The 15,136-nt window shown below is 62.4% G+C and carries 14 protein-coding genes and 1 pseudogene; 7 read left to right on the plus strand and 8 right to left on the minus strand.

Going from position 1 to position 15,136, the window contains the following annotated elements; translation table 11 throughout:
• Positions 1 to 57: 57 nt before the first annotated feature.
• Both CP557_RS11470 and CP557_RS11480 read right to left on the minus strand, forming a co-directional pair.
• A complete protein-coding gene (locus CP557_RS11470; RefSeq protein WP_097380032.1) occupies positions 58 to 1,935 on the minus strand; it encodes a hypothetical protein in 1,878 nt (625 codons plus the stop codon).
• A gap of 365 nt (positions 1,936 to 2,300) precedes the next feature.
• Positions 2,301 to 2,648, minus strand: a complete 348-nt coding sequence (locus tag CP557_RS11480; RefSeq protein WP_097380033.1) for a hypothetical protein — start codon at positions 2,646 to 2,648, stop codon at positions 2,301 to 2,303.
• Positions 2,649 to 3,246: 598 nt separating this feature from the next.
• Between CP557_RS11480 and CP557_RS11485 the strand changes: the two genes are divergently transcribed.
• From CP557_RS11485 to CP557_RS11495, 3 genes are all read left to right on the plus strand, one after another.
• A complete protein-coding gene (locus CP557_RS11485; protein WP_097380034.1) occupies positions 3,247 to 4,509 on the plus strand; it encodes a multicopper oxidase domain-containing protein in 1,263 nt (420 codons plus the stop codon).
• Complete coding sequence (locus CP557_RS11490) at positions 4,510 to 5,760, plus strand: ZIP family metal transporter (RefSeq protein ID WP_097380035.1); 1,251 nt, start codon at positions 4,510 to 4,512, stop codon at positions 5,758 to 5,760.
• Positions 5,761 to 6,220: 460 nt separating this feature from the next.
• A complete protein-coding gene (locus CP557_RS11495) occupies positions 6,221 to 7,465 on the plus strand; it encodes an inorganic phosphate transporter (RefSeq protein ID WP_097380036.1) in 1,245 nt (414 codons plus the stop codon).
• A 42-nt stretch (positions 7,466 to 7,507) separates the two neighbouring features.
• Here the strand turns inward: CP557_RS11495 and CP557_RS11500 are convergent.
• From CP557_RS11500 to CP557_RS11515, 4 genes and pseudogenes are all read right to left on the minus strand, one after another.
• Positions 7,508 to 7,994: pseudogene (locus CP557_RS11500) on the minus strand (GAF domain-containing protein); the annotation flags it as partial.
• 277 nt (positions 7,995 to 8,271) lie between these two features.
• Positions 8,272 to 8,607 carry a chorismate mutase gene (locus CP557_RS11505; RefSeq protein WP_097380037.1) on the minus strand — a complete coding sequence of 112 codons (336 nt, stop codon included), beginning with the start codon at positions 8,605 to 8,607 and terminating at the stop codon, positions 8,272 to 8,274.
• Positions 8,604 to 9,476, minus strand: coding sequence for a shikimate kinase (locus tag CP557_RS11510; RefSeq protein ID WP_097380038.1), 873 nt, complete (start codon positions 9,474 to 9,476; stop codon positions 8,604 to 8,606). The genes CP557_RS11505 and CP557_RS11510 overlap by 4 nt, the downstream gene beginning before the upstream one ends.
• 85 nt (positions 9,477 to 9,561) lie before the next feature.
• Entirely contained in the window at positions 9,562 to 10,074 is a 513-nt protein-coding gene (locus CP557_RS11515; protein WP_097380039.1) for a GNAT family N-acetyltransferase, read from the minus strand.
• 125 nt (positions 10,075 to 10,199) lie between these two features.
• On the opposite strand from CP557_RS11515, the gene CP557_RS11520 reads away from it, so the two are divergent.
• A complete protein-coding gene (locus CP557_RS11520) occupies positions 10,200 to 10,631 on the plus strand; it encodes a DUF5796 family protein (RefSeq protein WP_097380040.1) in 432 nt (143 codons plus the stop codon).
• The gene (locus CP557_RS11525) at positions 10,631 to 10,876 is read left to right on the plus strand and encodes a DUF7508 domain-containing protein (RefSeq protein WP_097380041.1); all 246 of its coding nucleotides are present in this window, start codon (positions 10,631 to 10,633) and stop codon (positions 10,874 to 10,876) included. The genes CP557_RS11520 and CP557_RS11525 overlap by 1 nt, the downstream gene beginning before the upstream one ends.
• A gap of 2 nt (positions 10,877 to 10,878) precedes the next feature.
• On the opposite strand, the gene CP557_RS23280 is transcribed toward CP557_RS11525, so the two are convergent.
• Positions 10,879 to 11,013 (minus strand): DUF7128 family protein, encoded by a 135-nt coding sequence (locus CP557_RS23280; RefSeq protein ID WP_277410040.1) that lies wholly within the window; start codon positions 11,011 to 11,013, stop codon positions 10,879 to 10,881.
• 85 nt (positions 11,014 to 11,098) lie between these two features.
• Positions 11,099 to 12,001 carry a ribonucleotide-diphosphate reductase subunit beta gene (locus CP557_RS11530; RefSeq protein WP_211290199.1) on the minus strand — a complete coding sequence of 301 codons (903 nt, stop codon included), beginning with the start codon at positions 11,999 to 12,001 and terminating at the stop codon, positions 11,099 to 11,101.
• Between the two features lie 86 nt (positions 12,002 to 12,087).
• On the opposite strand from CP557_RS11530, the gene CP557_RS11535 reads away from it, so the two are divergent.
• Complete coding sequence (locus CP557_RS11535; RefSeq protein WP_097380042.1) at positions 12,088 to 12,720, plus strand: helix-turn-helix domain-containing protein; 633 nt, start codon at positions 12,088 to 12,090, stop codon at positions 12,718 to 12,720.
• A gap of 40 nt (positions 12,721 to 12,760) precedes the next feature.
• Positions 12,761 to 14,992, plus strand: a complete 2,232-nt coding sequence (locus tag CP557_RS11540) for an AAA family ATPase (protein ID WP_097380043.1) — start codon at positions 12,761 to 12,763, stop codon at positions 14,990 to 14,992.
• Positions 14,993 to 15,136: the final 144 nt, after the last annotated feature.

Here is a 15,136-nt window from a genome sequence, read left to right on the forward strand (position 1 = left end):
TGACGTACTCGCCCGGTCAGCTCGTTCGGCCGGGCGTCCAACTCGAGTAGGGACCCCTCAGTTAACCGATTTCGAAAGCTCGGCGCCGGCCTTGAACTTCACGTCGTTCGAGGCCTCGACAGCGGCGAGATGGACGACCGGCGCATCCAACGCCATCACGAGCATCTCGGCTGAATCGCCGTCATCGGTAGCGTCATCACCGGCCTGTTCTCCGCGTGTCCGACCCGGCTTTTTGCGAACGACCCGGTCGTTGCCTTCTCGCAACGCGTTCAGCCCGTCTGCTCCGTCCTCGGTCCGGAGTGCCGCCGGCAAGTAGTCGGCGTCCCGGTCGTGCTCACCGCTGACCATCGTCGTTCCGTAGTGACTGCGGGGACGTGAGAGGCGACGGGCGACGAGGTCGCCGTAGCCGTCGCCGTCGACGTCGGCCGCGGAAACAGCGACCACCTCCGTCGGGCCCTCGCTGGCCAGGAGGGTCATGGTGTTCTCGTAGAGTGCGCCGTCGTCGATCAGCCACCCGCCGGTGAAGAGGTACTGCTCGTCGTGCTTACAGCGCCGAACGTAGAACAGCGCGGGCATCGGGCACGGGCAACCCGGCGGCGTCGCCAGCACGGGACAGACCAGCGTCGGCGTCACGGCGACGCCATCTGCCACCGTTTCCTCCCCCCACTCATCGAGAGAGTCGGGCGCGTACGCGACACCCTGGTACAGCTTCGGCGTCGTTCTGTCCTCCGTAACGTACAGCATCGTTTCGGCACCGTCGGCATCCGGCAGGACGCCCGTGACGCAGACGCCACCGCGTGTCGTGAACGCAGCGACGCCCCGGCTGCCCTTGTAGGACTGTTCGTCGAGCGTTGCCGAAAGGAGATTCCGGCACGCGATATCTCGGTGGATTCTGGCAGCCCCCTCGCGTCCGTTCGCTTCGCACCGCTCGCCGTTTGGCTCGCCGGTGAAGTATTCGATCACCCGTCGTGGCGTGAGTTCGTCGACCAGCGCGCCGCGGTCGGCCGGCAGACGGGCGTCGGGTAGACAGACGGTGAACCGCTCGCCGATGGTCGGGTCGTCGTCGAGATAGTCGTACAGCGCTGTGACTTCGTCGGGAATGCCGTCGCCGTCGTCGTCCATGTCGTCAATCCAGTCCGGAGTCCGTATCGTCGATCCGGATCCGTTACTCCGCGTGTTGTCGTTTGTACGGGCGTCCTCCAACCGCGTGATGTCTCCCTCGACGACGCCCCGGACCTCCTCGAGCAGTCCGTCCGCCTCGTCCCAGTCCTCGGCGTCGACGGCGTCCATCGTGGCGCGAATGCTCTTTACTCGACCGTCGGAACTCTCTCTGACGGCCGAACAGACGTCGCTGGTACAGCGGTCGAGTTCGGGCCTGAGCGCCCTGGTCGTAGCGTTGATGAAGGCGTCGAGGGCCTTCTTGCTATCGGCTTTCGATCGTCGGCTCACGGCGTCCAGCGCCGAATCGACGTGGCCCAACAGTTCCCGTTCGACCTCGAGTACCGTGGCGTGGCTGTCGTCGTTGGCGTCGTCGCCGTCGTCGGACTGGTCCCACCACTCGCTGCTCGGTTTGTTCGACCGCGAGGAGTTGTAGTCCTGTGCCTTCGTGACGGCGCTGGTGCTCCACCCCTCGAGATCGAGCTCGCCGGAGAGGAAGCCGGCACCGCCCCGAATCGTGGCCGGCACGTACCGGACGTCCGTCGGGCCTGCCCCGTACGCGCGGATCGCCTCGGTACCCGACGTCGCGCGTGTGGCGTCGCCGTCGTAGTATGCGGCCGGTGAGGCCCCGGTGTTCGTCGTCGCGCCCGCAACCCGCTCGAGACACCCGCTCAGCCCACCTGCGGCGAGAATGCCACCGGTTGCGAGTAATTGTCGGCGCGTCACAGTCGGGTTTCGATCGCCCACCGGCGTCTCGATGCGCTGCGTATTCTCCATAAACGACGTATATATGTTTCGGAAGGTATTAAGTGTGTGTATCTCTAACGAACGAGACTGTATTCCACTCGAGCATCGGAGAACGAGCGAGAACCGACTGAACGGTACACAGAAGAGACTCGACGAGGAAGCTTCCGAGCGCTGAAGGCTCGGAAGAAGGGCGGACAACGCTTCAGTGAACCCGTCAAGCGCCTCGCAGGAGAACGGTTCTGGAACGAGGTCGCAGGCATTCGTTCCGAGGCGCCAGCCCTCGAGGCCGCCATCGAAGAGGGGCCAACGACGTCTAGAGAACGGAGTGACCGTCTCACTGCGGAACGAGTATCGGTCACGTAGTGACCAGTCGAGACGTGATTCGTTGGTGCTATCTACTGGTCGATTTCTTCGTGAATCGACTCGCCAGTACCGGGTTTTGATTCCCACTCCCACTCGTCCACGACTCTAATACGTCCATCGTCGAGGTGTTCGACGTCACCGACGGAGTGGCCAGTTGCGGTTTCGTTATCCGTATTTATTTGGGTGTATCTGATGTCCCATTGCTCCCCGTCGAACGTCCCAACCAAGTGTCCATCCACGATCTCGCCACCAGCGTAGTTCGCATAGATTCGTTCACCGGTCTGCTCGAAGTGGAAGACGGTATCTGCACCCACTTCCCCGTCTTCGTCATTTGCAACGCCAGCGAGTGTCCGGCCATCAAACGATATTTCGTCTCCCATACGTTAGATGACTCGAATAAGTCGATAACAGTTCCGGAGTGCTGTTCGCACGTATCGTGTTCACTGGTTCTGGCAATCGGCCCACTTCTCGAACTCCCGCCGTTGAACGTCGTTCTATGAGTTCCGTCGTACCTGCGAGTGCGAGTCGTCTAGAAGGTAGTTCTGCACCCTGACTAGAAGCTGGTTCGTGCATCGATCGGTGTTTCTGCCTGCCGCCAGTTGATCACACCAGCCAAACAAGGGTTTAGACACATCTAATATCTATGTGATACCTGTAGGGCTGCTCTGGAGGCGATCGATCTCTGACGCTCATCAGCGAGGTCCAACTCGGAGTGATCTGACAGCGTCTTCAGGGGGAGCCAGTGCGTTCACTGTCTGTCAGGCCCTTGTAGGCCGTAATTGGGTGCTGCTCGACCGTCTCTGTGTATATCGTACGCCACGTTGATCCGATCTGTCGGTTCTCGACCCCACCAAGCGAGTTTTCGACCGTACCGAAAATTAGCCTAGACGCAATCAAAGTTTAGCCCCATCAAATACAAATAGGCAGTCGTCTAACAGCGTCGTATGAGGAGCCGAAACACGGTGTGGAGATGAGCATATGACACCGATAGAGTACTATAGCGCAGCTGAAATCACAGAACGGCTCGAACAGCGACTCGTCAAGTCACTCGGGAGTGATACGAGCGTCGACCGGCGGACGGTACTCGGCGGTCTCGGTATCGCTGGGAGTGCAGCAGTAGGGTTCGGGAGCACTCGGGGGAGTGCCGGCCCCGCCCACGATGACGAGGACGAACACGGCAACTTCGGTGCAGTCGACGAATATCGTGATACGGACTTCGACCCACACGAGTTTCTGACTACGTTCAACACCGGAGAGAGCGGTCAAGCGTCCGTCCCGCAACGAGTCTCCGAAGAGAACGGGCGGACTGTTCGGGAGTTCGAGTTCAACGCAGTCGACACGACGATTACGATCGCACCGGGCCTCGAGTTCGAAGCATGGGCGTTCAACGGGCAAGTTCCCGGGCCGACGATTCGAGCCGTCGAGGGCGATCTCGTTCGAATCGAGTTCACGAATTTCGGGCAGCACGCCCACACAATCCATCCACACCTGAAGAATCTCAATCCAGAGATGGATGGCACGCCGCCGAATGGTCCTGGGGTACTCGATACTGGCGAGTCCTTCACGTACGAGTGGATCGCCCAACCCGCCGGTGTTCACTTCTATCACTGCCACTCACTCCCGCTGAAAGAACACCTCCATCGAGGGCTCTACGGGACAATTATCGTCGATCCCGACCCCGAACGCGTCAGCGACAATCCGGGCGACTACGTAACCGATCATCCGAGCCAGATCACTGACGCGATGCGTGATGATCTGGTCGACGAAGCCAAGACGCGGAACCACGAGTACGCGGAGAACGATGCCGTCAACGAGATGGTGATGGTGATGAACTCGTTCGATACCAATTTCGACGGTGAGAACGAGGTCTACGCCGCGAATACGCGGGCCTTCGCGTACGGCGTCGGCGAAACCGATGCCAACGGTAACTGGACGGCGGGCGAGACAAAACGTCCCATTCAGATCGACAAGAACGAACGACAGCGGGTGTATCTCGTCAATGCAACGGAGTTCGACTTCATCAATTCGTTCCATACGCACTCTCAGTTCTTCGATTATTACGACCACGGAACGACCCTGATGCCGACGAGCCAAACCGTTGATACGATCATGCAGACGCAGGCTCAGCGCGGCATCATCGAACTGGATTACGCCGATCACCAGCCAGGGCTATATATGTTCCACGCTCACCAGTCGGAGTTCGCCGAACTCGGCTGGATGAGCTTCTTCGAGGTGATATAAATGACGGGCAAAGACCGAGAGACGACGACAGACGGCGGGGTAACGGCTGACAAAGAGATCGCACAGCCTCTCGGGCTCCCTCGCTGGGTCTTCGCGTTGCTCCCCATCGTGTTGCTCGCACTGGTCTTGGGCGTGTTTGTGTTCACGTCGCCGCTCGCCGACGTTCGAAGCGGCGACCCACTCCCCGATGTGACGGTCAGCCACGCTACCTTGCCCAGTGACGATACGGTCGTCCTCCATGTCACTAACAACGGCCCGGAGGAGGTTACGATCGCCCAGGTGCTCGTCGATGAAGCCTACTGGAACTTCCGGGTCGAAGGAGCCGGTGGTGACAAAACGATCGAATCTCGAGAAAGCGCGCGCGTCGTTGTTCCATATCACTGGAATCCCGGATGGGATTTGGCAGTCGATCTCGTCCTCTCGGACGGGACAACGATCCCCCACGATGTCGAAGCTCCCCAACAGTCGCCCGGATTCAGTACTGACGTCTTGTGGACGCTGGCGCTCATCGGGCTGTTCGTCGGGGTGATCCCGGTCGTACTTGGAATGCTGTGGTTCCCGTTCCTCCGGACGATGAGCGATCGCGCTTTGCACGCCGTCCTCTTGTTCGCCACCGGTGTGCTCGGCTTTCTCGCGTTCGATGCCGGGTTCGAGGCGTTCGAACTCGCCGAGCGAATTCCGGGCGCCTACGAAGGCAAACTGCTGGTTGTTTCCGGCATCCTCGGTGCGCTGTTACTCGTGCAGGCGATCAGTTCGTGGCGCGAGGGGCGCGTCGCCGCCGGTGACAGTCGAGCGAGCAGCGGGCTCTGGATCGCGTATCTGGTAGCCCTCGGGATCGGCCTCCACAATCTCGCCGAGGGATTGGCGATCGGTAGTTCGTTCGCGCTGGGGCGTGTCTCGCTCGGTGCGTTCCTCGTCATCGGGTTCATGCTCCATAACGTGACCGAAGGGCCGGCGGTCGTCGCACCGGTTGCCCGCGACGAGCGCCCGGCGTTGAGGCACTTCGCGGCACTCGGGCTCCTCGCCGGCGCGCCCGTCATCCTCGGCGGGTGGATCGGGAGTCTCGCCTACTCGCCGACGATCGGTGCGTTCTTCCTCGCGATCGGCGTCGGTGCGATCCTCCAGGTCGATTGGGAAATCGCACGAATGGTTCGGGACGCGGGTGGGCGCGTGGCGAGCGCCACGAACCTGTTGGCCTTCCTGATCGGCTTCGGTGTGATGTACGCGACCGACCTCTTCGTGGCTCTCTAATAGAACAGCTACTGGAAGGAGATTCCGTAATCGGACAGGCGATACACGGTCTAAAATAGCCGTTTTCAGCTACCGTTTCTCACGCTGCTCTACTTTGTTCAGGCATATAAAACCATAATGACTGTCTGTGAAAATAGGGTGTGTTTCCGGTTTAAGGGTGCCGATATCAGCTGTTACAGCCCTCGAAACGTAACCGCATACAAAGAATCGTCGATGGTGAATGTGAGGCTTTGTTGGAAACCTCAATCGCTAATAGGTTTAAACAGCCGTGCTGAATACAGGGTGTGAATGCAGCACTCCACGAGGCCGACCGACTTGACCGACGCGTCCGAACAGTCTCGAGAAGATCGACTCCTCCGCGCTTTGAGACGCAAGTGTGTGTCCACGTTCTGTTGCAACCTGGCGCAAATACTGGGAATTATATACGAGAGATAGACCATTGTGAGTTAGGAACGGTACAATGGTGTCACTACTCGCCGTAGCTGGTGTCGTTGTCGCCGTATTCGTCGGGTTCAATATTGGCGGGTCATCAACGGGCGTCGCATTCGGTCCGGCAGTCGGCTCACGCCTCGTTCGGAAGACAACCGCGGGGGGCTTGTTCGTCGGCTTCGCCCTTCTTGGTGCGTGGACTGTTGGTCGGAACGTCATCGCAACAATGAGTAGCAGCATCGTGCCAGCAACCCAATTCACACCTGCCGCAAGTGTTGCCGTCTTGTTTTTCACCGGCGCGTCGCTACTCATCTCGAATCTCTACGGCGTTCCAGCCTCAACCTCGATGACGGCTGTCGGCGCTATTGTTGGGCTCGGTCTTGCGTCTGGGACACTCAACCAGGCACTCATGTTTACTATCGTTTCGGCGTGGATTATTGCGCCGCTATTCAGTTTGACCATCGGGGTCGTGGTAGGCCGCTACATCTACCCATATCTCGATCGCTACGTAGCGTTCACGACGTTCAATCTCCATCTCATCCAACTCGACCGCTCGGGATCGATTCCACGTCCGCGATTTAATTCGAATGCGTCACTACAGGACATCGCTGGATCGCTCTCGGTGGTCGTCATTGCCTGTTATATGGCGTTCTCCGCAGGTGCGTCAAACGCGGCGAACGCCGTGGCTCCCCTCGTTGGTGAGGGAGGATCACTGACGGTCAATCAGGGGGTCCTGCTCGCGGTGTTCGCCTTCGGGCTGGGCAGTTTCACCATTGCCCGCCGCACGCTGGAGACGGTCGGAGACGATATTACGGAGCTCCCAATCCTCGCGTCGCTGATTGTTTCCGTCGTGGGCGGCACAGTCATCACGATCCTCTCCTATTTGGGGATACCTGCGAGTCTTGCGGTGAGTACCACATCGGCGATTATCGGGCTCGGGTGGGGTCGGGCAAGTCGAGCGGCGACACTGGTAGAACTGGCGGCACCTGCGCCTGAAAATCCGGACCTGGAGGTTTCGACAGGAGCGTTGGTTACCTCACGCGTCGAGGGAGCCCCTGCGAGCCCGACAATCGGAGATATTGCCCGACATGAGGAACCAATGGACAAACCGAAGGAGATACCGGACGTGCCGGATATCGGCGCGGAAGGACCGGCTGATCTTGACGAGCGAAGTCTCTTCGATCCGAGAGCAGCCAAGCGTATCGTTGTATTTTGGGTGTTGACACCAGCGCTATCGGTTGCCGCTTCCTATCCGGTATTCGTATTCTTATTGTGAGCGAGAGTTGAGGAACTTGCAGAAGCGAAGCTCTTAGTCCCGGATGCTCTGGACGAAATTGGCGTCGTATTCCGTGAATTCGCGGTACTCGGTTGTGTGTTCTCAATACACCCCACGGCTCTTCTACCGATCCGACGATGACGCTGATCCCGCTGACGATGTTGTGGCTGGTGAGCAACTCGGGACCCGAGAAGCGCTCTTCGGTTCGGAGATCATCGACGAGGACTGGTTGCTCAGAGTGGAGCATGAATCCTGCCTGCGAATCTCGATCTGTTGGGACGGTAGTGTTTCCGACGAGGCCATCGCTCCAGTCGACGCCCTATCGGAGGAAGACCTCGTCGTCACCAGGAAGTAATTCAAAAACCTTTGCGTATTCGTTGTTGAGCGTTTCTGCGACGGCAACAGCAGCATCGTGCATCAACTGGTCAAGATCATCGGTTTCGAGCGCTTGCTTTCCGAGTTCGACGACCACCTCCTGCTGCTGAATCCGAGTATGGAGTTCGGTGGCCCGCTCAGAAGTCGAATCCATTACCACGGTTAAAAGAGAGGGGTAAAACCCTCTATTTCTCAACTGAGCATAATGATCAGTCCGCAGGTCTACCGATTGGCTGGTTCAGTGGCTTCAGCACGAAACAAACGAAGCCGTTTCGCTGAACTCACGATGTTTTCGTCCGTACAGTACGAGGAGAATTCGGGACCAATCGAACGGAGGAGAACTCGAACTCTTCCTGATGGGTCATCGATGTTCGCTAATCGTACCTCAAAATACAAGTATCGGTCTGTCCCATTCTCTTCCCCGTGTATTGTTATCGGTTCTCACGCTGCTCAACTTTGTTCAGTTCGATCAACAGCCGAAAGATCGCCTTGACGAGGTTCGCGTCGACGTCGAACTGTTCGGCGTTGTCGCCCGCCCGTTCCATGACCTGCTGTTCCTGTTTCTCGTCCGTCGTCGGCAGCCCCTGTTCGTCTTTGACCGCCGCGATCGTGTCCGCGACGTAGGTTCGCTGGGCGATCAACTCGACGATCTCCTGATCGATCGTCCGGATCTCCTCGCGGAGTTCGTCGAGGTCCATCTCCTCGGGCGTGCGTTCCTCGTCGTCGATTCCCCCGTCCGTCACCGTGTCCGTTGGCTCTCGAGTCATGTCGTTCGTGTTCCGTCCGTTCGCGTCTCCAGTAATCGTGTCGTTCCCGCTCGCTCGTCCCACCGCCGTTGGACCGCCTCGAGCGTCTCCCGCTCCCCGACGGCGACGTAGCTCGGCCCCGTTCCGGACAGCGAGACGCCGGCGACGTCGGGCAAGGCGTCGATCATCGGTCCCGTCGAGAACTCGAGTGCGGCCGAGAACGCGAAGCCGTTGACGGTCATCGCCTCGCCGTACCGGCCCTCGAGTGCGAGTTCTTCGACGAGCTGGGCCATCGGCGCGATGCGCTCGCAGGCCGAGACATCGGCATCGGCGCTGTAGGACTGTTCGGGCGGGGTGTAGACCAGTGCGTGCCAGTCGACTTCCTCGCGGGCGAGCAACGCATCGGCGGTGTTGTCGGTGACCGTCACGCCGCCGAGCATGCTCGCGCTGGCGTCGTCGAACGCGCCAGTGACCGTCACGCCGGCGTCGCGAGCCGCCCGAACGCCGAGGCGGCAGGCCTCGATTCGCTCGACCGAATCGGCGACCGCGAGGGCGTCGAGCGTCGCGAGTACCGTCGCGTTGGCCGCGGCGCTGGAACTCTTCAACCCGGACGCCATCGGGACCTCGCTGTCGGTCCGGACGCGAGCGCCGACGGTCGACTCGTCCAGCCCGGCCTGCGCGGCGTAATCGTCGATCGTCATCGCAGCACAGCGTTCGACGAGCGTCGTGTCGGCCTCGGGCTGGCCGGCGACCTCGCCGACGACGTCGCCGTCCTCGGTAAGTTCGACGGTCGCCGTCGTCTCGAGGTCGATCGCGAACGCCGAGCCGGTCCCGGTCGCGAGCGCGTTGAGTACCGTTCCGGCTGCGGGAGCGACAGCACGGCCATCCATACACGGACTCTCTCAGAGGGCGTACTTACGGCTAACGATCCGTGGAAGTCGCGGCTCGCGCGCGTCTGGACCGGGATCCCCGGACTCAGAACTCGGCGTCGAGGATCCCATAGAGGACGGCATTCACGCGCCGTCCGTCGACGTAATAGTGGTCCCGGAGCCGTCCCTCCTCCCGAAAGCCGAGTTTCTCGAGCACCCGCATCGAGGCGTCGTTGTCCTCGAAGACCCGGGCGATGACCTTTCGGAGGTTTCGTTCGTCGACGGCGTAGCGGAGACAGAGCCGTGCGGCCTCGGTCGCGTACCCCTGCCCGGACTCGGCGGTCGCGATCCAGTAGCCGAGTTCGGCGTTCCCGTGGACGTCGCTCACCTGGAACAGCCAGGTCAGGCCGATCGGCTCGCCGTCTCGGCAGGAAAGGAAATGGACCGTATCGTCGGTCGCGAGGAGGTCCGCGATGTCCGACTCGGTTACGGGGGTGTATCTGTTGGTCCCGTGGCGGACGATGGGATCGTTCCAGTGGCGGGCCAGGAACCCGTAATCGTCCGGCTCGACTGGCCGAAGCGTGAGGCGGTCTCCCGAAAGAAACTGTGTACCCGGCATGGGGCGACAGTCTCGCGTCCGACGCAAATAGCTTCCGCCAACGCAGGCCGGAAACGAGGGCGGGCACTCGGCCCCACGAACGACGGAGCACACTGTTTTTCCCTCCGCCAATCCAAGACGTGACAATGAGCGCGCGCAACAACGTCCCCCCCAGTACGATCGGCGTCGATCTCGTCGACGGTGGCGTGGTCGTCGAGTACCACGACGGTCGAGAGGTGTTCTACCACGGCCCCCCCGAGCCCGTCGAGGGGGCGCTGACGACCCCACCGGGGAAGGAGGTCCACGTCCTCGTCACCGACCCCGACGGCGTCGAAGGCGTCATGACGTACGTCAACGACCGCAACACCCACGACGACATCCTCGAGACCACGGGGGTCGGCCGCGTGATGCTCGAGCGCGACGACGAGGAAGAGCTGTTCCCCGGCGTCACCGTCGCGACGGAGGCCTACTCGGTCCGCGTCGAAGCCGATCTCTCGGTCGTCGACGGCCGCGTGTTCGTCTTCGCCGAGGACGAGATGAGCGAACACGCCTACGAACTCGTCGAGAGCGCCGACTGATGCCGTTGCAAAAACCCTGGCGCGACCTCGAGCGGGAGACGGTCGCCGCCGCGCCGGATCGACCCGGCGTCTACGAACTCGGCGACGCTTCGGGAACGGTGCTGGCGGTCGACCACGGCGTCCTCCGAGACGAACTCAAGACCGCGCTGGCCTATGGCGACGGCGACCGCGTCCGCTGGACGGAGACCCACACGCTCGATGGGGCCGGCGAGCTCGCAGCCGAGCATCGCGAACGCCTCGAGTAGCGTTACTGGATGTAGGACGGATCGCTCTCGTCGCATCGCTTCTCGTGTTCCGTCGCGTCCGACTTCTCGTCGAATAGCAGGCCACAGGTTTCACACTCGTACCAGGTGGTGTCGTCGCGCTCTGTCTGGACGACCATAGTACCTGCTGGGACACGAACGACAAAAGGCGTTTCTCCGGCCCCGGCGGCCCGCGACCCCCACTCCAAGCGGTCGATCTTGCGATCAGGCCTCGAGTTCGGTCAGTTCGTCGACGTCGGGGATCTGCTCGCTCGCGGAGGTGATCTGTTGCATCCGCTGTTCGTGTTTCGTGTACGCGTAGTCGGCCAGATCGGCGGGGCTCGGACCGGGACCGGATTCGGAACTCGCTCCGTCGTCGCCCGCCAGACTCTCCTGAACCAGCGGCACCAGTTCGTCGACCGTCTCTCGGAGGAGGTCGGGTTCGACCTCGCCCTCGCTCACGAGCGACTTGAGTTTCGCCATCCCGAAGCCGACGTGGCGTCCCTCGTCGCTACGGACCAGTTTGAGCCCCTCGACGAGTCCCGGCAGGTCCGGCAGTTCGGGCTCGTTCTCTCCGTACGCGAGGGTGAGTCCGTAGTAGCCGGTCTGGGCCAGAATCCCTTCGATCGTCAGGTGGTAGTGACAGTGGGCCCTCGCGCGGTTTTCGGGCGTATCGTCCTCGAGAAGTCGAGCCATGGCCTGCTCGTTGCGCTCGAACAGTTCGTCGTAGGGCTCGTTGAACCACTTCTCGTCGGTCGGCGACGAGAGCTCCTGCCCGCGGCGCTCCTCTTCGGTGTGGATCACTTCGCGCCAGTAGCGATCGAAGAAGTCCGTGTGTTTGGACTCCTCGTAGAGTTGCGTGGTGAGGAACATCTGGTCGCCGATGTCCTCGAGGACGACCGCCAGCGGCGCGAGGTCTTCGGTCACCGACTCCTCGCCCGCACCGAACAGCGCGAGGGACTGTTTGAGTCCGACAAACGCCGGTTCGGGGAGTTCGGCGGCTCCCTCGAGGTCGGCCTCGAGATCGATCTCGTGAGGGTCCCAGTGTTTCTCGACGGCGTTTCGGTAGTAGTTGTGCGCTCGAGTGCCCGTACTGAGTTGCATCGCGGGGTCTTCGCTGCTGGCCATTGTCAGCCGAACATATGCGTCGCCGTCCGATCAACCTGTATCTCATGGATTAGGGCATTTAAGTACTATCGGGCGAACGTGGTCGTATGGGCCTGATCGCGGAGTTCCAACTCAATTCGTCGGACCTGCCGTTGACGGATGCAGTCGCGGCCGTTCCGGACATCACGCTCTATATCGAACGGATCCTCGTCGTCGACCCCGACCGACCGGTCGTCCTCTGTCGGGCCGTCGAGGCGAGCGACGACTTTTCGGAGGCGCTTGCACGCGATCCGACGGTCGACGCGTACACGATGCTCGACGCGCGGGACGGCGGTGACATGTATCGAATCAGGTTACGGGATCCCCCGCTCCCGATCTACCGGAAGTACGTCGAACTGGGGACCACGCCGCTGGGAGGGATCGTGACCGTCGACGGCTGGTGGGGGCGAGCACGGTTCCCCGACAGGGAAGCCCTCGCTGAGTACCGGCGCTTCTGTACGGACCGTGGTGGAACCTTCAAGCTCGAACGACTCACCCGCGAGTCGTCGACGGACGACCCACCGTTTGGCCTCACTCGGGAGCAACACGAGGCGCTGCTCGTCGCCCGCGACGAGGGATACTTCGCGGTCCCGCGCGAGGCGTCGACCGAGGACGTCGGCGATCGACTGGGGATCTCGGCACCGTCGGCCTCCGAGCGACTGCGACGAGGTATCGATCGGCTCCTCGAGAGCGCGCTGTGATGGGACAATTCTCAAGGGAACTGGCCCGAAAGGAACAGGTATGAGCTCGTCGGAATCGGACGATGTGACGCTGTCCGTTCGCGCTGCTGAGAAAGGGGACGCCGGCCGGGGCGTCGCTCGAATACCGGAGCCCGTTCGGCGACGGCTCGGGGTTCTCAGCGGCGATACCGTCGTCATCGAGGGCGACGAGACGACCGTCGCCAAGATGTGGCCCGCCGACCAGTCGGTCCCGGACACCGCGATTCAGATCGACGGGGACACTCGTGCGAACGCCGGCGTCCACGTGGGCGAGACGGTTGCGGTCCGGGCCAAAGACAAGTCCACGATTACCGACGCCAAGCGGGTCACGCTGGCCGCGCCGTCGGCACTCCCCGAGCGCCAGCGTCGAGCCGCGGAACGCGAAGCCACGGAGAAGCTCCGCAATCGGCCGGTCCGGGCCGGCGAGCAGATCAGAATCGAGGGAGTCGACCAGCAGCCGTTCAGCGTCACCGACACGGACCCCGCCGGCGACGTTCGAATCACCGAAGCGACGACGATCCGGATCGTCGACACCGGGGGCAGGCCGAGTGGCACCCCACGCTCGGCGGGATCTGGACAGTCCGGCCGTGACCCCACCACCGCCGAATCGACGGAGGCCGCGGTCGGCGGCCCCGGTTCCGACGGCGATGCCGACGCTCCGACCCCGAGTTCCGGCGTTACCTACGAAGACATCGGCGGGCTCGACGAGGAACTCGAGCTCGTCCGCGAGATGATCGAGCTCCCGCTGTCGGAGCCCGAGCTGTTCCGTCGACTCGGTGTCGAACCGCCCTCCGGCGTCCTCCTGTACGGCCCGCCGGGCACCGGGAAGACGCTGATCGCCCGCGCGGTGGCCAACGAGGTCGACGCAAACTTCGAGACGATCTCCGGACCGGAGATCATGTCGAAGTACAAAGGCGAGAGCGAGGAACGGCTTCGCGAGGTGTTCGAGCGCGCCGAGGCGAACGCGCCGACGATCGTCTTCTTCGACGAGATCGACTCGATCGCCGGCCAGCGCGACGACGACGGCGACGCCGAAAACAGGATCGTCGGCCAGCTGTTGACCCTGATGGACGGCCTCGACGCCCGCGGCGAGGTGATCGTCATCGGCGCGACCAACCGCGTCGATACGATCGACCCCGCGCTCCGACGGGGCGGCCGCTTCGACCGCGAGATCCAGATCGGCGTCCCCGACGAGGAAGGCCGCCGCGAGATCCTCGAGGTCCACACGCGCGGGATGCCCCTCTCCGACGACGTCGACGTCGACGGGATCGCGCGGCGGACCCACGGGTTCGTCGGGGCGGACTTAGACGCCGTCGCGAGCGAGGCCGCGATGGCCGCGATCCGCGATCGGCCGACCGACACGGACGAGCGTCGCGACTGGAACCGGAACCCGACGGTACGAAAGGCCCACTTCGACGCCGCGCTCGCGTCCGTCGAACCGTCCGCGATGCGCGAGTACGTCGCCGAATCGCCGACCACCGACTTCGCGGACGTCGGCGGGCTCGAGGCGGCGAAACAGACGCTCCGCGAGTCGGTGGAGTGGCCACTGACCTACGATCGACTCTTCGAGGAGACGAACACCGCCCCACCGTCGGGCGTCCTGTTGTACGGCCCACCGGGAACCGGGAAGACGCTGCTCGCTCGCGCGCTGGCGGGCGAAACCGACGTCAACTTCGTCCGCGTCGATGGCCCCGAAATCATCGACCGGTACGTCGGCGAATCGGAGAAGGCGATCCGCGAGGTGTTCGAACGCGCTCGCCAGTCGGCCCCGTCGATCGTCTTCTTCGACGAGATCGACGCGATCACGGCCGCCCGCGGCGAGGGCCACGAGGTCACCGAGCGCGTCGTCTCACAACTGTTGACCGAACTCGACGGGATGCGAGAGAACCCCAACCTCGTGGTACTGGCCGCGACCAACCGCAAGGACCAGATCGACCCCGCACTGCTCCGACCCGGCCGACTCGACACGCACGTCTTCGTCGGCGAACCCGACCTGGAAGCTCGAGAGAAGATCCTCGCGGTTCACACGGAGGGCAAACCGCTGGCCGACGACGTCGACATCTCCGAACTCGCCGCCGAACTCGAGGGGTACACCGGTGCCGACCTCGAGGCACTGGTGAGGAACGCCTCGATGCGGGCGATCCGCGAGGTCGCCAGCGAGCACGGTCCCGAAGCGGCGAACGAACGGGCCTCGGACGTCGTCGTCGAGCGCCGCCATCTCGAGACTGCTCGCGAGGAGACGGACGTCTCGTAATCGGTTTGCTGTCCCGATTTCCCGGTGGGACCGCAGGGCGGTCCCGGTCCCACCGGCACTGACGGACAGGAGACCATATCAGTCGAACGGTGGCCGCCGATCCGCCGTGCTCTCCGTCCGATAGTGCTCGCCGAACGCAGACCC

It is taken from the genome of Natrinema ejinorense (assembly GCF_002494345.1).
GTDB classification, from domain to species: domain Archaea; phylum Halobacteriota; class Halobacteria; order Halobacteriales; family Natrialbaceae; genus Natrinema; species Natrinema longum.